This is a genomic window from Bacteroides sp. HF-162, assembly GCF_015679285.1.
Lineage (GTDB): Bacteria > Bacteroidota > Bacteroidia > Bacteroidales > Bacteroidaceae > Bacteroides > Bacteroides uniformis.
The window spans coordinates 1865660-1889826 of record NZ_CP064937.1; the positions used below are offsets into that span (position 1 = coordinate 1865660).

At 48.4% G+C, this 24167-nt stretch carries 28 protein-coding genes and 2 tRNA genes; 8 read left to right on the forward strand and 22 right to left on the reverse strand.

Translation table 11 applies throughout. The features are described 5' to 3' along the window. Positions 1 to 63: 63 nt before the first annotated feature. The 14 genes from ITJ87_RS07360 to ITJ87_RS07425 form a co-directional block, all read right to left on the reverse strand. Positions 64 to 645, reverse strand: coding sequence for a LemA family protein (locus ITJ87_RS07360; protein ID WP_005835359.1), 582 nt, complete (start codon positions 643 to 645; stop codon positions 64 to 66). Positions 646 to 814: 169 nt separating this feature from the next. Beyond that, positions 815 to 1723, reverse strand: a complete 909-nt coding sequence (locus ITJ87_RS07365; RefSeq protein WP_117964786.1) for a YgcG family protein — start codon at positions 1721 to 1723, stop codon at positions 815 to 817. A gap of 40 nt (positions 1724 to 1763) precedes the next feature. Continuing rightward, complete coding sequence (locus tag ITJ87_RS07370) at positions 1764 to 2759, reverse strand: alpha/beta hydrolase (protein WP_117599423.1); 996 nt, start codon at positions 2757 to 2759, stop codon at positions 1764 to 1766. Next, positions 2759 to 3505, reverse strand: a complete 747-nt coding sequence (locus tag ITJ87_RS07375; RefSeq protein WP_005835363.1) for a shikimate dehydrogenase — start codon at positions 3503 to 3505, stop codon at positions 2759 to 2761. Before ITJ87_RS07375 ends, ITJ87_RS07370 begins: the two co-directional genes overlap by 1 nt. Positions 3506 to 3535: 30 nt before the next feature. After that, positions 3536 to 4273 carry a bifunctional demethylmenaquinone methyltransferase/2-methoxy-6-polyprenyl-1,4-benzoquinol methylase UbiE gene (ubiE, locus tag ITJ87_RS07380; RefSeq protein WP_098032550.1) on the reverse strand — a complete coding sequence of 246 codons (738 nt, stop codon included), beginning with the start codon at positions 4271 to 4273 and terminating at the stop codon, positions 3536 to 3538. Positions 4274 to 4362: 89 nt separating this feature from the next. Beyond that, entirely contained in the window at positions 4363 to 5304 is a 942-nt protein-coding gene (locus tag ITJ87_RS07385; protein WP_117599425.1) for a phosphoribosylaminoimidazolesuccinocarboxamide synthase, read from the reverse strand. Between the two features lie 26 nt (positions 5305 to 5330). Then, the gene (locus tag ITJ87_RS07390) at positions 5331 to 6332 is read right to left on the reverse strand and encodes a PhoH family protein (protein WP_117964784.1); all 1002 of its coding nucleotides are present in this window, start codon (positions 6330 to 6332) and stop codon (positions 5331 to 5333) included. A 9-nt stretch (positions 6333 to 6341) separates the two neighbouring features. Then, positions 6342 to 7061: a M23 family metallopeptidase gene (locus tag ITJ87_RS07395; RefSeq protein ID WP_117599427.1), complete on the reverse strand. Its 720-nt coding sequence runs from the start codon at positions 7059 to 7061 to the stop codon at positions 6342 to 6344. Next, a complete protein-coding gene (locus ITJ87_RS07400; RefSeq protein WP_117599428.1) occupies positions 7062 to 7727 on the reverse strand; it encodes a B3/4 domain-containing protein in 666 nt (221 codons plus the stop codon). 34 nt (positions 7728 to 7761) lie between these two features. Continuing rightward, positions 7762 to 8571: a peptidoglycan editing factor PgeF gene (pgeF, locus tag ITJ87_RS07405; RefSeq protein ID WP_117964780.1), complete on the reverse strand. Its 810-nt coding sequence runs from the start codon at positions 8569 to 8571 to the stop codon at positions 7762 to 7764. Then, positions 8568 to 9749, reverse strand: a complete 1182-nt coding sequence (gene obgE / locus ITJ87_RS07410; protein WP_117964778.1) for a GTPase ObgE — start codon at positions 9747 to 9749, stop codon at positions 8568 to 8570. The genes pgeF and obgE overlap by 4 nt, the downstream gene beginning before the upstream one ends. A gap of 14 nt (positions 9750 to 9763) precedes the next feature. Further along, a complete protein-coding gene (locus tag ITJ87_RS07415) occupies positions 9764 to 10336 on the reverse strand; it encodes an adenylate kinase (RefSeq protein WP_005823672.1) in 573 nt (190 codons plus the stop codon). Positions 10337 to 10378: 42 nt separating this feature from the next. Further along, complete coding sequence (gene hpt, locus ITJ87_RS07420; protein ID WP_005823670.1) at positions 10379 to 10915, reverse strand: hypoxanthine phosphoribosyltransferase; 537 nt, start codon at positions 10913 to 10915, stop codon at positions 10379 to 10381. Positions 10916 to 10956: 41 nt separating this feature from the next. Continuing rightward, positions 10957 to 12495, reverse strand: a complete 1539-nt coding sequence (locus ITJ87_RS07425; RefSeq protein ID WP_117599431.1) for a peptide MFS transporter — start codon at positions 12493 to 12495, stop codon at positions 10957 to 10959. 390 nt (positions 12496 to 12885) lie between these two features. On the opposite strand from ITJ87_RS07425, the gene ITJ87_RS07430 reads away from it, so the two are divergent. After that, entirely contained in the window at positions 12886 to 14397 is a 1512-nt protein-coding gene (locus ITJ87_RS07430) for a bifunctional ADP-dependent NAD(P)H-hydrate dehydratase/NAD(P)H-hydrate epimerase (protein WP_057282018.1), read from the forward strand. 29 nt (positions 14398 to 14426) lie between these two features. Then, a complete protein-coding gene (locus ITJ87_RS07435; protein ID WP_005823665.1) occupies positions 14427 to 14990 on the forward strand; it encodes a YdeI family protein in 564 nt (187 codons plus the stop codon). 17 nt (positions 14991 to 15007) lie between these two features. Here ITJ87_RS07435 and ITJ87_RS07440 read toward each other — a convergent pair whose 3' ends face one another. After that, positions 15008 to 15691 carry a DUF5715 family protein gene (locus ITJ87_RS07440; protein ID WP_005823664.1) on the reverse strand — a complete coding sequence of 228 codons (684 nt, stop codon included), beginning with the start codon at positions 15689 to 15691 and terminating at the stop codon, positions 15008 to 15010. 120 nt (positions 15692 to 15811) lie between these two features. Here ITJ87_RS07440 and truA point away from each other — a divergent pair, with 120 nt between their 5' ends. The 4 genes from truA to ITJ87_RS07460 all read left to right on the forward strand — a co-directional run bounded on the left by truA (position 15812) and on the right by ITJ87_RS07460 (position 18671). Continuing rightward, the gene (gene truA, locus ITJ87_RS07445) at positions 15812 to 16564 is read left to right on the forward strand and encodes a tRNA pseudouridine(38-40) synthase TruA (protein ID WP_117964934.1); all 753 of its coding nucleotides are present in this window, start codon (positions 15812 to 15814) and stop codon (positions 16562 to 16564) included. A gap of 69 nt (positions 16565 to 16633) precedes the next feature. Then, positions 16634 to 17533 (forward strand): DMT family transporter, encoded by a 900-nt coding sequence (locus ITJ87_RS07450; RefSeq protein ID WP_057282020.1) that lies wholly within the window; start codon positions 16634 to 16636, stop codon positions 17531 to 17533. An 11-nt stretch (positions 17534 to 17544) separates the two neighbouring features. Next, entirely contained in the window at positions 17545 to 18015 is a 471-nt protein-coding gene (locus ITJ87_RS07455) for a GAF domain-containing protein (RefSeq protein ID WP_016272604.1), read from the forward strand. Continuing rightward, positions 18012 to 18671: a DUF3256 family protein gene (locus ITJ87_RS07460; RefSeq protein WP_196096319.1), complete on the forward strand. Its 660-nt coding sequence runs from the start codon at positions 18012 to 18014 to the stop codon at positions 18669 to 18671. Before ITJ87_RS07455 ends, ITJ87_RS07460 begins: the two co-directional genes overlap by 4 nt. On the opposite strand, the gene ITJ87_RS07465 is transcribed toward ITJ87_RS07460, so the two are convergent. Further along, complete coding sequence (locus ITJ87_RS07465; RefSeq protein ID WP_196096320.1) at positions 18658 to 19548, reverse strand: YitT family protein; 891 nt, start codon at positions 19546 to 19548, stop codon at positions 18658 to 18660. The genes ITJ87_RS07460 and ITJ87_RS07465 overlap by 14 nt on opposite strands. Positions 19549 to 19680: 132 nt before the next feature. Here ITJ87_RS07465 and ITJ87_RS07470 point away from each other — a divergent pair, with 132 nt between their 5' ends. Continuing rightward, positions 19681 to 20046 carry a hypothetical protein gene (locus tag ITJ87_RS07470; protein WP_005835432.1) on the forward strand — a complete coding sequence of 122 codons (366 nt, stop codon included), beginning with the start codon at positions 19681 to 19683 and terminating at the stop codon, positions 20044 to 20046. A 79-nt stretch (positions 20047 to 20125) separates the two neighbouring features. On the opposite strand, the gene ITJ87_RS07475 is transcribed toward ITJ87_RS07470, so the two are convergent. Then, the gene (locus tag ITJ87_RS07475) at positions 20126 to 21280 is read right to left on the reverse strand and encodes an acyltransferase (protein ID WP_196096321.1); all 1155 of its coding nucleotides are present in this window, start codon (positions 21278 to 21280) and stop codon (positions 20126 to 20128) included. Positions 21281 to 21378: 98 nt separating this feature from the next. After that, positions 21379 to 21942, reverse strand: coding sequence for a Crp/Fnr family transcriptional regulator (locus ITJ87_RS07480; protein WP_117599438.1), 564 nt, complete (start codon positions 21940 to 21942; stop codon positions 21379 to 21381). Between the two features lie 173 nt (positions 21943 to 22115). Here ITJ87_RS07480 and ITJ87_RS07485 point away from each other — a divergent pair, with 173 nt between their 5' ends. Further along, a complete protein-coding gene (locus tag ITJ87_RS07485; protein ID WP_117599439.1) occupies positions 22116 to 22412 on the forward strand; it encodes a hypothetical protein in 297 nt (98 codons plus the stop codon). A gap of 133 nt (positions 22413 to 22545) precedes the next feature. Here ITJ87_RS07485 and ITJ87_RS07490 read toward each other — a convergent pair. From ITJ87_RS07490 to ITJ87_RS07505, 4 genes are all read right to left on the reverse strand, one after another. After that, a tRNA-Gly gene (locus ITJ87_RS07490) sits at positions 22546 to 22618 on the reverse strand. Between the two features lie 9 nt (positions 22619 to 22627). Next, a tRNA-Tyr gene (locus tag ITJ87_RS07495) sits at positions 22628 to 22710 on the reverse strand. A 73-nt stretch (positions 22711 to 22783) separates the two neighbouring features. Further along, positions 22784 to 23278 (reverse strand): 6,7-dimethyl-8-ribityllumazine synthase, encoded by a 495-nt coding sequence (gene ribH / locus ITJ87_RS07500; protein WP_005823623.1) that lies wholly within the window; start codon positions 23276 to 23278, stop codon positions 22784 to 22786. Positions 23279 to 23428: 150 nt separating this feature from the next. Continuing rightward, a complete protein-coding gene (locus ITJ87_RS07505) occupies positions 23429 to 24112 on the reverse strand; it encodes a tol-pal system YbgF family protein (protein ID WP_057282025.1) in 684 nt (227 codons plus the stop codon). Positions 24113 to 24167: the final 55 nt, after the last annotated feature.

Below are 24167 nucleotides of genomic sequence, written 5' to 3' on the forward strand. Positions count from 1 at the left end.
TACAACACAAAGCGAGGCACAAAGTTTCTCGCCTTTGTGCCTCGCTATAGAGTTGTGTATTTATCAGAATTGTACCTGGGGAGCTTGTTCCGCTCCTTCTGCCGCTTCGAAATAAGCTCGTTTCTCAAAACCGAAGAGACCGGCAAGGATATTTTTTGGGAAACGGCGAATGGCTGTATTGAAGTTCTTGGCTGCATTGTTGAAGTTGGTCCGTGCTACGTTGATACGGTTTTCCGTACCTTCCAGCTGTGCCTGCAGTTCCAAGAAATTCTGATTTGCTTTCAAGTCCGGATAGTTTTCTGTGATGGCAAGCAATTTACCGAGGGCAGAAGTCACCGCACCTTGTGCTTTCTGATATTCAGCCAGCTTTTCCGGAGTAAGGTCTGCAGCATCCACTTTGATTTGAGTGGCTTTGCTGCGGGCTTCTACTACACCTTCCAGTGTTTCCTTCTCGTGCGTGGCATATCCTTTCACGGTATTCACCAAGTTCGGAATCAGGTCGGCACGGCGTTGGTATTGGGTTTCTACGTTCGACCATTGTCCGCTGACATTTTCGTCCATGGTTACGAGTCCGTTATAGCCGGTTACACCCCAAATGGCGAGAAGAGCTATAACAACGATAATGATAATGGTTGATTTCTTCATACTTTTCATTTTTAGGCCTCACCTCCGATTCCTCTCCGATAGAGAGGGGAGGAGGGGAAGGCAGTTATTAATCATTTAATTATATTCTATGTAAACGTTTTATTTTCTTCCAGTATCCTCGAAGGTGTGTCAAAACGGTTGATGGCGCACAGATGACACATACTCGGCGTTAGAACCGGGAACCGGCTCCACCGCCACCTCCCATACCGCCTCCGAAGCTACCACCGCTGAAGCCTCCTCCGCCACTTCCGCCGAAGAGACCTCCACCACCGAAGATGACCGGACCACCTCCGCCTCCTCCCCGGTAGTTTTCATCGTATGACTGCTGGCGGCGCACTACTTTATGTCCGCAATTGCGGCAGGTGTAGGTCACATCTTCCGTTTTCACTCCATTGCGGCGTGAGATGAGTATGCTGCTGCTACGTTGCAATTTATGTTGTCCGCAGTTGGGGCATTTGTTGGCAGCGCGTTGGGCAAGGATGCCTATAATAGATGCCACTGCGAGGAAACCGATAAGTCCCAGTAGGATACCTCCTACGGAGAGGTCATCCTCCTCTTCCGTGTCATTCACCATAGTGCCGTCAAGACGTGAACAGACCGCCTTTACACCCGCGACCATTCCGGCATCCCAATTACCGTCTTTCAGATAGGGAATCATATATTTGGTCTGTATGCGTTTGCAGATGGCGTCAGGCAGGTCCCCTTCCAAACCGTATCCCGTATAAAACTGGATGCAGCGTTGATCGGTTACCAGCAGAATGACCAGACCGTTGTTTTTCTCTTTTTTCCCTACTCCCCATTCATTGAGCAGCCGGTGTGAGAAATCAAAACAGTCTTCTTGTCCGATGGAGGGAACAACGGCAACTACCGTTTCAATACCCGTCTGCTGCTCCAATGCGTAGAGCATGCGGTCTATGTCGGCACATGCCTCTTTGGATAAGATGTCGGCAGGGTTGCAGACATAACGCGTCTTGTCCTGAAGGTGTACTTTAGGAATGTTCTTAGTGGTGTAGACTTCTTGTGCCTGCAAGGATATGAACAAGCACAGGAAGAATGCTATGGAAATAAATCGTTTCATATTACCAATGTTTGTTGCGGCGAAGATAGGAAAAATCACGTCAATGTATGTATTTCCCTACGAATTTCTTTACATGCTCGGTGTATTCCTGCGGATAATCCTTGTAAGACATGGCATGTGTGGCACCGGGTACAATCCATAATTCTTTGGGTTCGGGCTTGGCTTCATAGAGGGGATAAACCATCCACGTCGGTACAAAGGTGTCGGCATCACCGTGGATGAAGAGCATCGGCAAAGTACATTTCTTTACTTGCTCCAGGGCAGAAGCTTCGCGGAAATCCCATCCGTACTCCTGCCGGCAAAGCCAGCTTGCAGTATGCAGTAGGGGGAAAGAGGGCAGTCCGAACTGTTCTTTCAACTCCCCGCGAAACTCATCCCATACGCTTGTGTAACCGCAGTCTTCCACAAAACACTTGATGAATGGCTGTTGGTATTGTCCGTGTTCCACTTCGCCGGATACCATCATGGTGGTGGCGGCTCCCATGGAGATGCCGTGTACTACCATCTTTGTACTGCGGGACGCTATGCTGTCCGTATGGCTGCGTCCGAAAAGCTCATCGGCGGTTTCGGTCCATTGCAACACGTCGAGCCGGTCTTTCCAGCCCATCTGTACATGGTTTCCTTCGCTCATCCCGTGTCCGTAAAGGTCGGGCAGCAGGATATTGAAGCCCATCTCCTTGCTGTACAAATAACCTATCATCAGCATGCGCACGGCGTTGTCCGTATATCCATGTACGATGACTGCCGTTTTGTCGGTAGGGCGGGCAGCGGCAACATAGAGCGCATGCAGCGTCTCTCCGCGGTCGTTCTCGATGTAGAAGTCCTTCAGTGCTCCTGCGGTCATCAGGCTATCCACCCAGGGGTGCAGTTCGGGGTAGCGCTCGTACATGAAATCGTAGGATGCGGCTATGTTGCGGCTGCGTGAAACGAGGTCGTCCGGTTTCAGGGAATAGCCCAGCATATAGTACCCTCCGCACAACAGTAGGGTGCAGAGGGCGGCCAGACTGAGAATTGAATATTTTATGGCTTTTTTCATTATTTATTCCAAATTTCCCATGCGGCAAAGGCCTGCAACAGCAACATCTCCAGTCCGTTCTTGGTGACGGCTCCTTGTGCCTGGCCTTTCTTCATGAAGAGGGTTTCGTTTGGATTATATAACAAATCGTAGAGCAAATGGTTGGGGGTCAGTAGCTCGTAAGGAATGTTGGGACAGAAGTCCACTTTGGGGTACATGCCTACGGGGGTACAGTTGACAATCACCGTGTACTCCTGCATGATTTCCGGTGTCAGCTCTTCGTAAGTGAGGTATTTGTCCTCTTTCTTGGTGCGCGATACGAAGGTACTTTTTATACCCAGGTTCTCCAGCCCGCGATATACGGCTTTCGATGCGCCGCCGGTGCCCAGAATCAGGGCTTTCTTGTGATGTGGTTGCAAAAGCGGTTCTATGGATTGTGTGAATCCTATGATGTCGGAATTGTAGCCAACCAGCTTTACCTTGCCTTTGGGAAGGCGGATAATCTTGATGACATTGACGGCGCCTATCTTGGCGGTGTCTTTGTCCAGTTCGTCCAGATAGGGGATGACTTGCTCCTTGTAGGGAATGGTCACATTCAGTCCACAGAGGTTAGGGTTTTCCTCTATAACTTCCATGAAATCCTCGATACGTGGAATTTCGAAGTTTACATATTCTGCATCAATGTTTTCTGCCGTGAATTTCTCATTGAAATATCCGATGGAAAAGGAATGTTTCAACGGGTAACCTATTAAACCGTATTTCTGCATAATGAGGGTGTGTTAAAGGGGAATTAATGATTATTTTCTGGCTGTATACAACGTACATATTCCGAAAGTGAGCCGCTTGAAGTGTACTTCACTGAAACCGGCCTTGCGGATAACTTCCTGCATCACTTCTCCTTGAGGGAAGGCACGGATGCTTTCCGGCAGATAAGTGTAGGCGCTGTTGTCTTTCGAAATACATTTACCGAGCAGGGGGATAACGACTTTGGAGTAAATGGTAAACAGTTGTTTCATCGGGAAGCGGTCCGGCGTGGAGAGTTCCAGTATGACAAGATGTCCGCCGGCCGTCAGTACGCGGCACATTTCGGACAGTCCTTTATCCAGCCCTTCGAAGTTGCGGATGCCGAACGCTACGGTTACAGCATCGAAACTCTCATCGGCAAACGAGAGAGAGGTGCAGTCCTCCCGGGCAAATGAAATCTTGTCCGAGAGGTGCGCCCGTTTTACTTTTTCGCGCCCCACATTCATCATGCCTTCCGAGATGTCGGTACCAATCAAAGCATCGGGTTGCAGTTCGCGGCATGCAAGGATGGCGAAATCACCGGTGCCGGTAGCTACGTCCATGATACGTCGGGGGTGGAAAGGAAGGAGGTATTTGATTGCCTTCCTGCGCCAGCTGCGGTCAATACCCATGGATAGGGTGTGATTCAGCTTGTCGTAGGCGGGAGCGATGTTGTCGAACATTTCTTCCACTTGTTCGCTCTTCTTACCGTCAGCGCCGTAGGGCTTGATGTGTTCTTGGGGGTAATCCATGATTTTTTTATGTGCTAATGTGCTGATACGCCAATGTGCTAATTGGCTGCGCTATTATGCCGCAAGGTCATTAGCACATTGGCATATTATCACATTAAGTAATTAGTTACATTCTTTTCAATGCGTTCGGCAATGTTGTCGGTATCTTCCTTTACGAACTTCTCGCCAGTGATGTGTTCGTACAGTTCGATGTAACGTTCGCTGATTGAAGTAACGATTTCGTCTGTCATTTCCGGTACCTGCTGTCCTTCCTTACCCTGAAAACCGTTGTCCATCAGCCATTCGCGTACAAATTCCTTGGAAAGTTGTTTCTGCGGTTCGCCTTTGGCAAAACGTTCTTCGTAGCCTTCGGAGTAGAAATAACGGCTGGAGTCCGGGGTATGGATTTCGTCCATCAGATAAATCTTGCCGTCGTGCTTGCCGAATTCGTATTTGGTGTCTACCAGAATCAATCCGCGTTCCGCTGCAATCTCTGTACCGCGTTTGAAGAGAGCCATTGTGTATTTTTCCAATACGGCATATTCTTCGGGCGTGGCAAGTCCTTGTGCTAGGATTTCTTCTTTGGAGATGTCGGCATCGTGTTCGCCAATTTCGGCTTTGGTAGTCGGGGTGATGATGGGTTCGGGGAACTTCTGGTTCTCCTTCATTCCTTCGGGCAGTTTCACACCGCAGATTTCACGGACACCGCTTTTGTAAGCGCGCCATGCACTGCCGCAGAGGTAACCGCGTACAATCATTTCTACGGGGAATCCTTCACACATCACGCCTACCGTCACCATCGGGTCGGGAGTAGCCATTTTCCAGTTGGGGCAGATGTCGGTGGTGGCATCCAGAAACTTGGCTGCAATCTGGTTCAGCATTTGTCCCTTGAAAGGAATGCCTTTGGGCAATACTACGTCGAAGGCTGAGATACGGTCGGTAGCTACCATGACCAACTTCTCGCCATTGATGTTGTACACATCACGAACCTTCCCATGATAGACACTTTTCTGTCCGGGAAAGTTGAAATCTGTTTTTGTTAATGCTTTCATCTTTGTAATATTTACGATTTGAGAATTTACTGTTTCTGTTCAATCTTGCTATTGGCTTGTTCGGCCTTGCGTCTTTCGTGCTCCGCTTTCGCTTCTTTGTCAAACTTTTCGTAGGCCTCCACAATTTGGGTGACAAGCTTATGCCTTACGATGTCTTTCTTGTTCAGTTCCACGAAGCTGATGCCTTTCACTCCTTTCAGAATACGGAGTGCCTGCACCAGACCGGATGTCTGGGAGGAAGGCAAGTCAATCTGCGTCATGTCTCCCGTGACAATCATCTTGGTGTTCATTCCCATGCGGGTGAGGAACATTTTGATTTGCTGGGTGGTGGTGTTCTGCGCTTCGTCCAGAATGACGACGGCATCGTTCAGTGTGCGTCCGCGCATAAAGGCGAGGGGGGCAATCTGGATGATGTTCAGCTCCATGTACTCTTTCAGCTTGGCAGCAGGTATCATGTCCTGCAGGGCGTCATAGAGCGGTTGCAGATACGGGTCTATCTTGTCCTTCATGTCGCCGGGCAGGAAACCGAGCTTTTCTCCGGCTTCTACAGCGGGGCGGCTGAGGATGATTTTCTTGATTTCTTTGTTTTTCAGTGCCCGCACAGCAAGCGCGATGGCAGTATAAGTCTTTCCGGAACCGGCAGGACCGATGGCAAACAGCATGTCGTTCTTGGCAAAAGCCTCCACCAGTTTCAGCTGGTTCTCGCTGCGCGGGATAATCGGCTTTCCGGTTACGCTGAATACAATGACATTGCCCGATTTCTCTGCTTGCGGGGCATTGCCTTTGATGATGTCTATAATGACCTCTTCTTTCAAAGAGTTGTACTCGGCACAGTGTTTTTCCAGTTTGGTGATGTTCTCCTCGAATGCACACATTTCCTCCTCATCACCCAATACTTTGATGACATTGCCACGGGCGATGATACGAAGCTTGGGATACAGGGCTTTTATCAGTTGCATGTTGGCGTTGTTTACGCCGTAGAATATTACCGGATCAATATCTTCAAGAACAATCAGTTTTTCTATCATTGATATGCTTTAAAGTTCAATTCGTTCTTTTAGTGAAACGTTTTGCAAATGTAGTGAAACGTTTGGATACTTAAATGGTTCTATCGGGTATTTTTTTTGCAGAGGCTTCGGGTAGATTGCCGGCAATTGTTGCACGACGATGCCGTTTCCTTTTTTTGAGCATCCGATGCGTTGCCGGTTCAGCGTCTGCTCCTTCATGTTGAAGATGATATTGGGGTCGAAGTGCTGGCCGTTGACTCGTGTCTCAAAGTGGAGATGCTCGGTAGAGGCGCGTCCGGTACGTCCGGTCAGTGCGATGGGCTGTCCGGCTTTGACCGTGTCGCCACAATGTACAAGGTTTTTGAAGTTGTGGCTGTATATCGTTTCCAGTCCGAAGTCATGGCGTACGACAACGACATTGCCGTAGGCGCTGTAAGGCTTGGACATCCGTACTACGCCGTTGAAGGCACTCCGTATGGTGTCTTTGGCGCAGGTCTTGATGTCTATGCCGCTGTGGCGTCCCCGCCCCCGTCCGTAAGGGGAGATGACTTTTCCTCCGGGCAGAGGAAAGGAGTATTCCGTGTCCGGAATGTCCTCCAAAGGTAGCTCTATCAGTTCTCTTTGCGAAAACAGTCCTGGAGTGGCAACGCGGATATGGTTGGTTTCCATGGCGGAAAAGACCGCTTTTTTCCCTTGTGCCGTGGCACCAAGGGCTATGAGTAGGAGAGGGACAAGAACGCGTATTCTCATTTATTCAAAATATTGTATGGTCCCACCGGTAGAGGAAGCATATTTCTCCAACAGTCCCAATATCATTTCGGCTGCTTCTTTCAGGCCTTCCTGCCCGTTGTAGCCGTTGACAATGGCAAGGATATGGCGGGTTTCCAGTTTCATCTTGGTGCGTTCGTGGTCACTGGTCGGGGTACCGATACCGCCTATACGGTCGCGGTAGACGGGTAGCCCTTCTATGTTCAGCATGCCGCGGCCTATACCCTCGAACGATTCCTCTGCACGTCCTATGCCCAGTTCAAGGTCGGTTCCTTGTATCTCGTCGGCATCAAATCCGCCGATAGAGTGACCCGTACGTAAGGAAACAAGGTTGATAAGGTCTACCAATGTATCTATCTGATAGAGTTCCAATCCGCGTAGCAGTCGTCGTCTCAGTGCTTCGGCCGAGGGACGGTAGCGGCTGGGGTCTTTGCCGCAACGTTTGTAGGCTTCACGGGTGGCGGCAATGACAGGTTGGTACTTGATGCTGTCCGTGGTTTCACGGGCTCTTAGCTCTTGGGTGAAAGTTGCGATTTCCTGCCACAACCCTTCGCTATATGCGGTATTTGTCACTTCGGCAAATACGGCCGCACCACGGAATTCGGAGCAATTCTGTTTGATTTCTTTAGAAAGTGTGATATGATACATTATAATATGCTTGAATATGTTCTTTATCTCAATTTCATTTTAACATGATTCCTGACAGTAATCTTCCGGATTTGATACCCAGCCTGCGTGCGGAGAAGAATTCTTCGTGTCGGGTGTATGTGCAGATGCCTGCCGTCTCCACTTGTGCGGAAGGTACTCCGAAGTCCAGCAGTTGCAGTCGGTTGGCAGCCCATAGGTCGATATGGTATTTGTGGGTGTCGGGTTTCCATTCGGAGATGTAATCCATCTGGAAACCGTTCTTGCGGAATGCTTCATAGACTTCGTCGCCTACCTCGAAGGCAGAAAGGGAGATGCCGGGGCCGATGCAGGCTATCACTTCTTTACCCTCTGTGCCATAGCAGGCACTCATCTTGTCGAGTGTGTGGCCGAGGATATAATTCACTGTGCCACGCCATCCGGCATGAACAGCGGCTATCACGGCATTCTTCCGGTCGTAGAGCAGGATGGGAATGCAGTCTGCCGTAGAGATGCAGATGCAGCAGCCCGGTTCACGGGTTATCAGTGCATCAATGCCCTGTAACATGGAGTGGCGTTCTTCTGCTGTTGCTTGCAGATAAGTTCCGTCAATGACAAGTGCCTTTGTCCCGTGGGTCTGAAACGGAATGACCAGTTCTTTGGGACGCTGGGGCAGGGAAGAACACACTATTTCCTGATTGCGGCGCACAGCTCCGGCTTCGTCTCCCGTGTAAGGTGTACAATTGAGGGAGGCATAGTTTCCCTGGCTGCACCCTCCATGACGGGTGGTTACAAAACAAGAAATGCCGGGATATGAGGCAAGCAGCTCATATCCCAACATTTTCCTATCTTCAGTAAGAGGAATCATTTTTTATCTTCCTCCCAATCCTCTTCGTATTCAAAGTCCTCGAGGTCCTCTATGTCCTCGTCGTCGTTGACGTATTCATAGCTGAGGTCTTCGTCCTCACCCTCTTCTTTCAATTCTTCCTGCAGGTGGCTGAGGTCTTTGGCGCGGTGGGCAATGCTGTCCACTTTGCCTTCTATCTTATTACTTTCCTTGTTCAGCTCTTCCCAAAGGATGTCTTTCAGCGTAGAGATGCCCATGCCGGAGACAGCAGAGATGAATATATGCGGAATCCCTTCGGGCAGTGTCGGCTCTATCTCGTCCATCAGTTCCTGGTCGAGCATGTCGCATTTGGTGACGGCAAGCACTCTCTGTTTGTCCAGCATTTCGGGGTTGAAAGTGCGAAGCTCGTTCAACAGGATTTCGTATTCCTTACGGATGTCGTCACTGTCGGCAGGCACCATGAACAGCAACAATGAGTTGCGCTCGATGTGGCGCAGGAAACGCAATCCTAAGCCTTTGCCGGCACTGGCTCCTTCGATGATGCCGGGAATGTCCGCCATCACAAACGATTTGCTGTCGCGATAGGACACGATGCCCAGATTGGGCTCCAAAGTGGTAAACGGATAATTGGCGATTTTGGGCTTTGCCGCAGAAACGGCTGCCAGCAAAGTCGACTTGCCCGCATTGGGGAAGCCTACCAGACCGACGTCTGCCAGCAGCTTCAGTTCCATGATTACCGTCAATTCCTGCATCGGTTCGCCCGGTTGGGCAAAGCGGGGAGCCTGGCGTGTGGCGGTTTTGAAGTGCCAGTTGCCCAGACCTCCTCGTCCGCCTTTCAGCAGGATGACTTCTTGTTCGTGCTCGGTGACGTCGCAGATATATTCACCCGTTTCGGCGTTGTACACCACCGTGCCGCAGGGCACTTCAATAACCTTGTCCGCTCCGTCTTTTCCGAAACTGCGGTTCTTGGAACCGGATTCTCCGTGACCTGCCAGGATGTGGCGATCATATTTCAGGTGGAGCAGCGTCCAGTAGTTGCGGTTACCCCGCAGGATGACATGGCCTCCTCGTCCTCCGTCACCTCCGTCGGGGCCTCCGTTGGGTATGTATTTCTCACGCCGCATATGCGTAGAACCTCGTCCGCCCTTTCCGGAGCGGCAATATATTTTTACGTAGTCAACAAAATTCGATTCAGCCATATTCTGTTTTATTGTTATTTCACTGCGTCAATAGCCTTGCAAACATCAGCAAAGATTTCTTCCAATACGCCGAAGCCTTGGATGTGCTGGTATTTGCCATCTTGTTTGTACCAGTCAATTAGCGGAGCTGTCTGTGAGTGATAAACCACCAGACGCTTCTTGATTGTCTCTTCATTGTCGTCTGCACGTCCTGATTCTTGTCCGCGCTTGATGAGGCGCTTCATCAGTTCTTCTTCGGGCACGTCGAGGTCGAGCATCACGCTGACTTCCTGTCCGCGTTCGGCGAGCATCTTCTTTAATGCTTCAGCCTGGGCGATTGTTCTGGGGAAGCCGTCGAAAATCACGCCTTTGCTATCCTTGAAGCTGTCGAATACGCTTGCCAGAATATCAATCATCAACTCATCGGGAATCAACTGGCCCTGGTCGATATAACCTTTAGCAGTCTTGCCCAGTTCTGTACCGTTTTTCATTTCAGCACGGAGCACGTCTCCGGTAGAGATGTGGTTAATGCCATACTTTTCTACAATCTTTTCACTTTGTGTTCCCTTACCTGAACCGGGAGCACCAAAAATTACAATGTTCAACATTTGCTTAGTTATTATTTAATGATTTACTATATTATGTCTGTATCAGTCTACTACAGTATAAATGTCGGGATAGTTGCGCCCGAAGCCGTCATAATCCAACCCGTAGCCCACAATGAAGTCGTTCGGAATATTCATGGCCACATATTCTATGTTTAAATCAACTTTCAGCTTATCAGGTTTCACCAGTAGGGAGGCAATATGAATCTCCCTGGGACCGCGAGTGCCGAGGGTGTCCAGTAAGCGTTGCATGGTGAGTCCCGTATCTACTATGTCCTCTACAATGACCACTGTACGGTCTGTGAGGTCTTCATTGATGCCTATTACTTCCTTGATTACCCCGGTAGAGGATACTCCTTGATAAGATGCTAATTTGACAAACGAAATTTCGCAGGGAATCGTGATTCGTTTCAGCAAATCGGCGGTAAACATGAACGAACCGTTCAGTACGCTGAGGAATAGAGGATTCTTTCCTGCCAGGTCGCGGTTGATTTCGTTCGCTACACGGGTTACTTCTTTCAGTATGTCCTGCTCCTTGATGGAGACTGTGAACATCTTGTCTTTTATTTGTATGGTATCCATAGATGGGATGTTTTTAGAAAGTTGCCGCAAAAATACGATTTTTATTCCACTCCATGCATCATCTTCTGTAATTTCTTTGAAAGCAGGAAGAGGATAAGCGATGCCGTGGCAGACATGACGACGAACACCATGAAGAAATCGTACATCGTCTCGATGCGATAACCCAGCAGCGTCTTTACTTTTCCGGCTTCGGGGTAGAGCCCGCTCAGCGTGCCTGCAAACTTATTGGCAGTGGCGGTGGAGAGGTACCATATCCCCATCATCAGCGAGGCGAAGCGGATGGGCGTGAGCTTGTTCACCATGGAGAGCCCGATGGGCGAGAGGCAGATTTCGCCCATGGTATGGATGAAGTAGAGCCCCGTCAGCCAGATGAGACTCACCTTGATGCCCGGCTGAACATCTTTCACCCCAAAGCAGATGACGAGATAGCCCAGTGAAAGCAGTAGCAGGCCGATGGCTTGCTTGGTGGGCGAGGCGGGCTCCATGCCCCGTTTGCCCAGGGCGCCCCATACGCCCGGCATGATGGCGGCAAGTATCACCACAAAGAAGGGGTTGAAGGACTGAATCCAGGAGGCGGGCATTTCCCACCCCAGGATGACGCGGTCGGTCTGCTCGGAGGCGAAAAGCGTGAGCGAGGCGCCTGCCTGCTCGTAGGCCGCCCAGAAGAAAATGACGAAGAAGGCGATGATGTAGATGACGAAGATGCGGTCGCGCTCCGTCTTGGTGAGTGAGCCTTCCAGCAGGATGCTGACGGGAAACACGATGCAGGCGGTGAAGATGCCGATGCTTATCCAATCGCTCCCGAAACACCAGTAGAAGAAACCGGCAAGCGCGATGGCGAGCAGGACGAGCAGCAGGTAGTTGCGCATGGGCCGTCCGTTGGCGTGGGCACTCTTCCGGGCGGTGTTGTCTGCCTGGGGCCGTTCCTTGTGGGCGTCGGGGATGATGCCGAGGGGCTTGCCGTCGGGGCCGATGAGGTACTTGTTCTTCTGGGTTTCGAAGAGGACGACCGTCAGCACGGTGACGATGGCGGCAATGAGGAAGCCCCATCGGAAGTCGTGAGGGTTGCCCGTCTCGCCAAAATAGCCGCAGACCAGCGGGGCGAGGAAGGAACCCACGTTGACACCCATATAGAAGATGGTGTAGGCGGAATCCAGCCGTTTGTCACCCGGCTCGTAGAGCTGCCCCACCAGGGAGGAGACGGTGGGCTTGAAGCAGCCGTTGCCCAATATAAGGAAAGTCAGTCCGCCGTACATCAGCCAATGCGAAAGCTCACGCGCCTCCAGCATCGAGGCACTGGCAAACATCAGGAACTGGCCGACTGCCATCATCATGGCCCCCCAGAAGACGGAACGGCGGATGCCCCAGTATTTGTCGGCGATGTAGCCGCCGATTAAGGGTGTCAGGTACACCAGTCCGGTGTAGCTGCCGTAGATGGAGGCGGCGTGCTCCTTGTCGAAAAGGAGTGCCTGGGTGAGGAACAGAATGAAGATGGCACGCATGCCGTAGTAGCTGAAACGCTCTGCCGTGCTGGTGGCGAAGATGAGGTAAAGACCTTTCGGGTGTCGGGATGTACTCATTGAATATGCTTTTATTGTTTTGGCTTTTATTATATGTTGAGGGTACAAAATTAGTCATTATTTTGCGTAAGTTAATGGGTATAATTAGAAACTTGCCGACAAGCCTGCGGGAACTTGCCGACAAGCTTGTGCAAACTTATCCGTAAGCCTACGCAAACTTAAAACAGAATTTCTGTTTCTGTAAATAAAGCTTTTGTTTATAGAAATAGAGCTTTTGTTTCTAAGAATAAAGGCTTTGTTCTAAGAATCCTTTGCATTGAAGACAACTTTTCCTTAACAGAGCAGATATTTTTTCCCGGGGGACAAAGCAACTTGATAAAAAACGTCTTCTCTTTGTACAGTTGAAATCAAAGCCCTATCTTTGCTCTACGATTTTAAGATAATCCTATTATGAAGATATTTCCTACTACAAGCATCAAGCAACTGGATGCAGATACCATAGAGAATGAACCGATTGCCTCCATTGACTTGATGGAACGTGCCTCACGCGCATTGGCCCGTGCCATTGCCGAGCGTTGGGAGCCGGACACGCCGCTCACCGTTTTTGCCGGACCGGGGAACAACGGTGGCGATGCGCTTGCCCTGGCGCGACTGCTGGCCGGGAAGGGCTACCGGCTCGAGGTGTATCTCTTCAATACGAAAGGGACGCTTTCGCCGGACTGCGAGACGAACAAGGAGCGGCTGGCCGACGTGCCGGGCGTGGACTTCCACGAAGTGACCACTCAGTTTGTGCCTCCTGTGCTGACGGCGGACCATGTGGTGATAGACGGCCTCTTCGGCAGCGGTCTGAACAAGGCTCTGAGCGGCGGTTTTGCAGCCGTAGTGAAGTACATCAACGCCTCGCCCGCCACGGTGGTGTCCATCGACATCCCATCGGGACTGATGGGTGAGGACAATACCTACAACGTACATACGAATATCGTCCGTGCCCATCTGACGCTGAGCCTGCAATTGCCGAAACTGGCATTTCTCTTTGCCGAGAACGAGCCGTATGTGGGCGAATGGCAGTTACTGGACATCGGACTCAGCGAGGATGTCATTCATGACATGGAAACGGACTTCTGCCTGCTGGAGCATGAAGATGTGTCTGCCCTGCTGAAGCCGCGCAGCCGGTTTGCCCATAAGGGGAACTTCGGCCGTGCACTGCTGATAGCCGGTTCGCAGGGAATGGCGGGAGCTTCGGTGCTGGCTGCGCGTGCTTGTCTGCGTTCGGGGGTGGGGCTGCTGACGGTGCATGTGCCGTTCTGCAACAACTTCATTGTGCAGACTTCCGTGCCCGAAGCCATGACGGAGCTGGACATCAGCGACACCTGCTTTGCCGCCGCTACTGATACGGACGATTACCAGGCCGTGGCGATAGGTCCGGGACTGGGAAAGGCGGCAGAGACCGAGGCGGCTCTGCTGGAGCAGATAGAGACATGCCAGACTCCGATGGTGGTGGATGCCGATGCCCTGAACTTGCTGGGCGAGAAGCGTAACTATATAGGGCGTCTGCCCAAAGGGAGTATTCTGACTCCGCACCCCAAGGAACTGGAGCGTCTTGTAGGCAAATGCCAGAATTCGTACGAACGCCTGATGAAGGCTCGCGAGCTGGCGAAGAGCGCCGGAGTGCATATCATCTTGAAAGGCGCTTATTCTGCCATTGTCACTCCTGCCGGGAAATGTTTTTTCAACCCTACCGGCAATCCGGGTATGGCAACGGGAGGCAGCGGTGATGTGCTGACGGGAGTGGTGCTTGCCTTGCTTGCCCAAGGCTATGAGCCGGAGAAGGCTGCCTGCCTGGCCACGTATGTGCACGGACTGGCGGGAGATGTTGCCTGCAAGAAGCAGGGGGCAGTGGGGATGACGGTGGGGGATATAGTTGCCTGCCTGCCGCTAGCGTGGAAGATGCTGGAAGAATAAGGAGAGAAGTGTAATTTGGATGGCTTGTCATGTCAACAGAAATAAGATATTTTGAAAACAGAAAAGATTGGCGGAAGTGGCTGGCTGACAATTTCGATACTGCCGATGGAGTCTGGTTTGTGTTTCCTACTAAATCTTCAAGCGAGAAAAGTATTGTATATAATGACGCTGTTGAAGAGGCCCTTTGTTTCGGGTGGATTGACAGCACGATAAAGTCACTTGACAAAGAACATAAAATTCAGCGTTTCACGCCCAGGAATCCTAAAAGTACCTATTCGCAAGCCAACAAAGAAAGGTTGAAATGGTTGCTGGAGCATAAAATGATACATCTTGAATTTGAGGATAAAATACGAACTGTCTTGTCGGTTCCTTTTGTTTTTCCAAATGATATAATCGACAGATTGAAAGAGGATGAAAGAATATGGAAGAATTATCAGAGTTTCTCTGACCCCTATAAACGTATCCGAATCGCATACATTGAAGCGGCGAGGAAACGACCGGAAGAATTTGAAAGGCGATTAAATAACTTTATCTGTAAAACGAAAGAGAACAAAATAATAATAGGGTTTGGCGGGATTGAAAAATACTATTAACGCTAATTCTTTTCCGCTTATTTCTCTCTTGTCGTAATGTGGAAGCATCCTTGCTTCAACTCGTACTTGATGTAGCATTTATCGGCTTTCCGCAGGTCACGGAGCACTTCCGAAAGAACCAGTTTTAAGGTATCTGCGCTGACATCCTGCAAAGGACGTCCATCCTCGTCTTCTATTTTCTGAAAGCGCTTCCAACTGACATCGAATGTCGTTCCGTAAAAATGTGCCGAGTTTGGAGAAGCATTGCCGTTACGGCGGCGCAGGCGTTTTACGTCGTCTTGGGTGCGGAGTACGGAAGTCACAATTATCTTGTTTGGATTCAGCCCCTTGGCGGTCAGTGAATCAAGGAAGTTGTGTCCGATGGTGTCCAGCAGGCTGGCGGCGCCCGGAATGAGATAAGGGATGGAATGCGTCAGTGAATCCACGGCATAGAGCTCGTTTGTCGTGATAGGTTGCAGTTGCTCTCTCATCTTTTCTGCTTCCTCGCGGGATGAAAGTACACGTATGCCGATGGCTTGGGCTACATTGAGATGTTTCTCATTCAAGTCTCCGAACGAGCGCTTGTAGCTGACAACACCCCGAATGTTGCGCGGTTCGTTCAACTTGAGCGACATGTCCTTCTTCTTACAGCCGGCAAAGGTGAATGTTGCGGCAGCTGCGACAATTATCAGTATAGGTAGGATTCTGGAAGAATATCTCATCTTATAAATGTACTATGTCTGTGAAAAATCTGCGTTAATCTGTGTAATCTGTGGTGAAAACCTTGCAAAGATAATTCAAACCTTCTTAAGTTTGCACTATCTTTGCACACAAAAAAGACCGTGCAACGATATTTTATATACCTGGCTTATGATGGCACCGCTTATCACGGCTGGCAAATCCAGCCGAATGGAGCGAGTGTGCAGGAGTGTTTGATGAAGGCGCTGAGTACCTTGCTGCGTCGCGAGGTGGAAGTCGTGGGAGCGGGGCGTACCGATGCCGGGGTGCATGCCTCACTGATGGTAGCTCACTTTGACAGTGATTCTCCTCTGGACACTGTTTTTATGACGGATAAGCTGAATCGTCTGCTTCCTCCCGATATTTCCGTATACCGCTTGCGGGCCGTGAAGCCCGATGCACATGCCCGCTTTGATGCTACGGCGCGGATGTATAAGTATTACGTCACTACTGCCAAGATGCCTTTCAATCGTCAATACCGTTGCCGTCTGTTCCAAACGCCGGACTTTGAGCGGATGAATGAGGCTGCCCAAACCTTGTTTGACTATACGGACTTTACCAGCTTCAGCAAACTCCATACCGATGTCAAAACCAATAATTGCAAGATTATGCATGCCGCCTGGACGCAAGTGGACGATGTGACCTGGGTGTTCACCATCCAGGCCGACCGGTTCCTGCGGAACATGGTACGTGCCATTGTCGGCACTCTGCTCGAAGTGGGGCGTGGAAAACTTTCCGTTGAAGGTTTCCGACGCGTCGTCGAACAGAAGGACCGTTGCCAGGCAGGAACTTCCGTTCCCGGAAATGCATTGTTTCTGGTGGACGTAGCCTATCCGGAAACTACTTTTTTAGAATAAAAGAGGGATGTACTACAAAAACGTAGCCCCCTCCCTTTAATTTTTAATTCTTAATTTTTAATTGACTCTATGTGGTTATTACTTGCTTTCCTCTCTGCTGCCTTATTGGGATTTTACGATGTCTTCAAGAAGAAGTCGCTTCGTGACAATGCCGTACTGCCGGTGCTTTTCCTGAACACGCTGTTCTCAAGCCTTATATTTCTTCCTTTCATTCTGGTATCTGCCTTTGCGCCGTCGGTGTTGGGAGGTACGATGTTTGATGTTCCCGTGGTGGGGTGGGAGGTACATAAGTTCATTATTGTCAAGTCGTTTATCGTGCTTTCTTCCTGGATATTCGGTTATTTCGGGATGAAGCATCTGCCGCTGACCATCGTGGGACCGATTAATGCGACGCGTCCCGTAATGGTGCTTGTAGGTGCCATGCTTGTGTTTGGCGAACGCTTGAACCTTTATCAATGGATTGGCGTGCTGCTTGCCATAGTGTCCTTCTTCATGCTGAGCCGTTCGGGCAAGAAAGAGGGAATCGACTTCAAGCATAACAAATGGATTCTTTTCATCGTGCTGGCTGCCGTTGCCGGAGCTGTCAGCGGGCTGTATGACAAATATCTGATGAAGCAGCTCAACCCGATGCTGGTGCAGTCGTGGTATAATGTCTACCAAGTCTTTATCATGTGCCCCATCATCCTGCTGTTGTGGTACCCCAAGCGAAAAGAAAGTACCCCGTTTCGTTGGGATTGGACCATTATCTGTATCTCCATTTTCCTTTGTGCGGCAGACTTTGTCTATTTTTATGCCCTGAGCTATGAGGACTCCATGATTTCCATCGTTTCGATGGTGCGTCGTGGAAGCGTTGTTGTTTCCTTCCTTTTCGGTGCGCTTTTCTTCCGTGAAAAGAATTTAAAAAGCAAGGCTGTCGACCTCATTTTGGTGTTGATTGGAATGTTCTTCCTATATTTGGGGAGTAAATAAACAAGAGATATATGGCAGAAGACCTATATATAAATGCTGGTAGCAAGACAGAGAAATATCGCGCTTTGCTTCCTCAACTGAAAAATCTGCTGGCAGGTGAAGATGACTTGATAGCCAATCTGGCGAATGTTTCGGCGGCGCTGAAAGAGACTTTCCATTTCTTTTGGGTAGGCTTCTATTTGGTGAAGGGTGAAGAATTGGTGTTAGGACCTTTCCAGGGACCGATAGCTTGTACGCGCATCAGGAAAGGCCGCGGTGTTTGCGGCGCGGCATGGGATAGAGCCGAGACGTTGGTTGTGCCCGATGTGGATGCATTTCCCGGACATATAGCCTGTAGCTCGCTGTCGCGTTCGGAGATCGTGGTTCCGCTGAAGCGTGAGGACGGTGAAGTGTGGGGAGTATTGGATATTGACAGTGACGATTTGGGCGGTTTTGATGAAACAGATGCCCGTTTCCTTGAAGAAATGATAAAAATGTTATGATAAGAAAACTGAGTGCTTTTTTGATTTTGGCTTTCATCGGATGGGGGTATTTGCAGGCCCAGGAAGCCAAGACGTGTTTTAAGAATATGCCGGATTCTATATGTCCGTTGCTTAGCGCCGTGAACCGTGCGGATTTTATAGACTTTCTGGAAAGTAAGATGAAAGCTGAGGTGACCAACAGCTTTGGTGGTAAATCGGAAATGACGGAACTTTCTCCAGACTATATACATGTGAAGATGACGCCCCAGAGTTCATGGCAGATGAAGCTCTTGTCTATTAACGACAGTACGAAGGTGATTTGTGTGGTTGCTACGGTTTGTGCTCCGGCTTGCGACAGCCATGTCAAGTTCTATACGACAGACTGGAAGGAGCTGGTTGCTTCGTCCTACCTGCCGGTATTGCCCGTTCTGGATGATTTTATCGCTGAGGCCGCGGATACGGTGGATGTCTATGAGTATCAGGATGCCCGTCGCCAGGCCGACATGCTGCTGATGAAAGCGGACCTTTCTGCGAAGGATGCCACGTTGGCATTCACTTTTACCACGACCGATTACATGGGTAAAGAAGCGGCGGAGAAACTGAAACCGTTTGTCCGCCGTCCTATTGTTTATACTTGGAATCAAGGGAAGTTCGAGAAATCCTCTACTTCACTTTGATTCTGTCGAATCCCTCTCCATAGACTCCGATGACTGCACTTTGTGATACAAAGGCATTGGGGTCTATGTCTTTTATGAGCCGGAAAATGATGGTGGACTCCCGCTTCTTGGCCAGCACGAACAGCATTTTTATCTCTTTTCCCGTATAGAAGCCCGAGGCGTTGATGACCGTTGCACCTCTGTGAGGATATACCTGGATGTGCTTGGCTATCTCCTCATATTTATCGCTGATAATAAAGAATTGTACGGACTGGCGGGCACTGTTCACCACTTGGTCGAGCACGAAGCTGCATATGTATAGAGTAACGTAGCCATACACCACCTTTTCCCAATCTTTTAGAACAAAGTAACTGGACGAGATGATGATAAGGTCACATATCAACATGACTCTGCCCAGCGTGATGTCGCGGTACTTGTTGATTACGGCGGCAATGATGTCCGTGCCGCCAGTACTGCCGTTGTTGGAAAAGGCGATGCCGATGCCGCTACCGCAGAAGGAGGCACCGATGACACAAGCCATGAAAGGCTGGTCGTGCAGGAGGACAACACCCTCGGTCAGTTTCTGGATAATGGAAAGGAAAAAGGTCAGGGTGAATACGGCAAAGATTGTCTTTACGCTGAACTTCCATCCCAACACACGTAGGGCAAGCAATAGAAGCAGAAAATTGATGGCGAAGTACGTATATTGGACGGGAAATCCAGTGGCAAAATATACGATGGATGCAATGCCCGGTACGCCACCGGTAGTAATATCGTTGGGAAGCAGGAAGACTGTCCAGCCGATACCGTACAAGACCATGCCTAAGGCAATCATCAGATAATCCCGCATTTCGCGCATAGTGTTCTGTCGGGAGGGAATATTTACTATTGTTTTCATTATAATTTTATGTGGTTGTGAAAATGCGGGGACAAAGATACTGCTTATTTGGGATATAATGTTGAAAAAAAAATGCAGATTTTTGCAACCAAACTTCATCTTTCTGCGTCTAATAAATAAAAAGAGGAGATTATGAATATGAAAATGAATTTTTCCATGGACGAGATTCGTCTTAAAGTAGAAGAGTATATAAAGAAAGGTGGTCGGGCAGCCGGTCGTCCAGTACTGACGGCTTATTATGTGATGACTGCAGACTCTACTCCGGAGAGTGAAAGGACAAATATCATGATTGCTTTGGTGGCCATTGTATTTCCTACCAGTATAGAAGACCTTTTGGGACAAGTCTTTATGGTAGGGAAGGGATTTGCCGCAGTTTATGCTTATAAGAAAGTGAAGAAATACATCACTCCACAGATAAAAGACAAGGTTGAAGCTAAATTGGATGAGTGGTTCCATGAGAATGTGACGGAGGTGGTGGAACCACTTTATCTGGAATGATAATGCACCACAGATTACACAGATTTGCACAGATAAAAATCCTTGAGATAATAAATCTGTGTAATCTGTGGTGGCCCCTTTACCGTTTCTTGCTCAAGAAGCGTCTGGCCAGATATTTCCGTACCGGTTCATCATAGAATTTCAGGCATAGATAGGCTAACAATATATTCCATGCATAAACGCATAAGGCAACCTGCCAAGTCTGCTCCAACGTGAAGAGCTGGTTCTTGATGAGCCATGCATAGAACAAGTACATAAATGGATAATGTATCACATAGACTGGATAGGATATATCTCCCAGGAACTTGCATATCTGGGTCGATTTTTTATCCGTTGTGGTACCGGAAGCTCCTAACCAGACGAGAACCGGAAAAGCGATGATTACACAGAACGCTTCATAAATGCCATTTGTACAGACCGGTGTTGCACCTTCCAAGTAGGGCACTGAAAACAAGGCAACCAATGCAATGGCACATATCCAGAAAGCACCTTTCACCTTGATAGGCTTGAAGTTGCGCGACAAAAGCATGCCCATGGAGAAAGGAAAAAGCATCCTCAGCAATCCGCCGCCAAAGTTTATTCCGTCCAGTGTCCAGCCTACCCCCATATTTCCGTATCCGGAGATGTCGAAAATGGCGAATGATGCCAATGCCACTCCCAGCAATATTGTCAGTACGGCAAGGGCTTTGTTTGATAAGCGGTGGATAAACAAGGCATAAAGGATGTTGCCTAAATATTCAAAAAACAAGGACCAGCATGGACCATTCAAAGGAAACATTTCGCCATTACCACGGACTTCATAGCCTGCTCCCGGCATTGCGGGAATAAAGAATATGGAGCAGAGAAGGGACAGCATAATCATTGATAGGGCAATATGTGTTCCCTCCCATTGTATGCATCCTTGAATGCAGAAGGTGATGGCGCCCAAAACAGCGCCCATAGTTACCATCGGATGAAGACGTATCAGACGTCGCTTGAAAAAACTCTTCATGGTGAGGCTCCTGCCCCAACGGTCGTCATAAGCATACCCGATAACGAATCCCGATAGTATAAAGAAGAAATCTACAGCTAAATAGCCGTGGTTGAAGGTTTCGATAATGCCACCACCGGCAAAAGCGTAGCCTTCGAATATATGATACCATATAACCATCAAGGCTGCTACGCCACGGAGCCCGTCGAGAAGGTCATAATGTGCTTTGGTGTCTGAAAAGGCAGAAGATGAAATGTACGACATCTGTTTTTTCTGTTGTTTGGTTAATGTTTTCGGATGTCAAAGATACGCCATGCGAAGCGAAGTTCTTTTGCTTAAAAGCAAAAAAGAACGGTAATCTTCTATTTTTTTGCGCGTACCCGGCTGAGAGTATAGATGGAAATACCCAGGAAAGCTGCCACATATTTTAGCTTCACCCGATTTATCAGTCCGGGGTAACGGCGGTTAAATTGTTCATACCGCTCTTGGGGAGGCAGTTGGAGTCTTTCCACAAACATATGACTGAGCTCCTTGTTTACGTTCTGATGCAGTATTCTGCCCCAGTTGGCTATATCAATATATGTTTCGTAGAGAGCATTTAACTTGTCTATGTGGATAGTATAGATTTTGCAGTCCGAAAGAGTCTCAATGCTTTCTACCGACGGCTGCTGATAGTACAGTGAATCCATTCCGAAGGTTACATCACCTTCCTGGCTGAACCAAGTGGTGGTATCTTGTCCGTCGTGATGAAATACGGAACGGGTGACCCCTTCCTCAATGAAATAAATCAAACGGTCTGTTACTCCCGCTTGTACTATATAAGTTCCTTTAGGATAGTATCTTACCTGCATATTCGTCAAAAGTGCCTGAAGTGCTTCTTCGGAAACCGGATAAATCTGCCTGATTTTATGAATGATGTTGTTCATTGGAGGGGAACTTTTTATTCGTTTACAAACTTACATAATTTTATTAACTAAAACTGAACTTTGATATACAAATGTGTGCGTTGCCTCATAAGCGTTTATGGTATAATGGAATTTTTCTTGTAAAAGAGATGTTTGTTCTTTGAATATTGTATCTTTGTAGAAAACGGTAGCCTATGAATAAAATATTGGTAACATTATTGGCTCTAATCGGAGGCAGCTGCATTTCATTCGCACAGATGGAGACCGGAAGAATTTCCGATACAGCTGAGGATACATTGAGAATAGAAAATGAAATTGTCGCTGTTGATACCGGATTTTACCAGTCAGTAGTCCGCTATGATACGGTGCGCTATAATTTGAAAATGCAGAGTGTTTACAAAAAGGCTTTTCAACTAAAGAATGATGTTTTTGTGGAAAAGATGAAAGAGCCGTGGTTAGATGATATTCTCAGAAATATCTTATTTAAATAACCATGAATTTGTGCTTTGCGGCATTCGGTTGACTTCCAGGTTTAACTCACTCGGTTAAACCACACTAAATTCAGCATTCTCTAAAAACAAAAATCAGATAGAAATCTTGCGATAACTATCTGATTTTCTTAAGAGCGGAAGACGGGGCTCAAACCCGCGACCCTCAGCTTGGAAGGCTAATGCTCTATCAACTGAGCTACTTCCGCAATTTTTTGTGGGCAAAGATGGATTCGAACCACCGAAGGCGTAAGCCAGCAGATTTACAGTCTGCCCCATTTGGCCACTCTGGTATTTGCCCTTTTGCACTTAAGATTCTATCTCAATTCTCTCATTGAGTAGGTTTGTTTCTCAATTGCGGTGCAAAGATACGACTATTTTTGTAAACTCCAAGCAAAATCTATCATTTTTATTGCAGTAATTGCACATTCGTCTCCTTTATTACCTAGTTTGCCACCGGCGCGGTCTTCTGCTTGCTCCATAGTATTGGTAGTAATTAATCCGTAAATTACTGGTACATCGCCACTTGCGTTTAATTGGGTAATTCCTTGGGTAGCACCCATGCAAACATAGTCAAAATGTGGAGTATCTCCTCTGACTACACAACCAATTGCAATAACTGCATCGACTTCACTGTATTCGATAAGTTGGTTGGCGCCGAAAGTCAGTTCAAAACTGCCGGGTACTGTTTTTACCAGGATATTTTCATCTTTGGCTCCATGTTTTTTTAAGGTGTCTATGGCACCTTTTAGGAGAGCACCGGTAATATTATAATTCCACTCAGATACAACGATGCCGAATTTCATTTTTTCCGCGCTGGGTACAGAACTGAAATCGTAGTCTGAAAGATTGTGATAAGCTGTTGCCATAAATAAGGAATTAAGAATTAAAAATTAATAATTGAAAATTAAAGGGAGAGGGGAGATAAAAGAGGCACGGACTACACGGATTCACGGCTATTGTGTCTTTCCGTGTTTTCCGTGTAATCCGTGCCTGAGATGTTTTTATAATAAGGTATATTACTTCTTCAACAGTTTGGCTTGTTCGATATACTTGTCGATATCCATTGCCTGATATGAACGGAAGTATTTATCCTTGATAGTGGTATACGCCTGAATTGCATCGTCATATTTACCTTGCTTTACCAGGATTTCTCCGGCTTGCAGCAGGTAGATGGGGCTGAGGGAGTTGTTGTCGGCTTCGTTGGCGGCTTTCAGCAGCATAGAAGCGGCTTTGTCCAGTTGGCCGAGCTGCGCATAGCAGTTACCCATAGCACCTTTCATGGCAGGAGCTACCATTTGGTCGTCTCCGTCAAAGCTGTCCAATGCTTTTACTGCTTCGTCATATTTGCCGAGGTGTGCATAGCAGAGACCCATATAAGCTTTTGCAAGATTGGCTGCTTTTGTGCCGCTGTATTCGTCTGCTACTTTTACAAATCCGGCAAAACCGATGCTGTCACCGTTCAGTGCTTGTGCATAAGCGTCTGCTTCGAAGTATTCTTGTCCTTTGAATAAGGCAGCTTGTGCTTTTTCTTCACGGGGGTCTGCATAAAGGTTCTTGTACATCACTACACCGGCTATGATGATGATTACTGCTACTACAGCGCCGATGATTGCTTTTTTGTTCTTAATGAAAAAGGCCTCCGATTGTGTCAGTGCATCCTCCACGTTTAAGGCTTCATTCGTCTTTTTTTGTTCTGCCATTTTTATATAATCTTTTTGTTATTATTCTTATTTATCTATTTCGACCCGCAAAAGT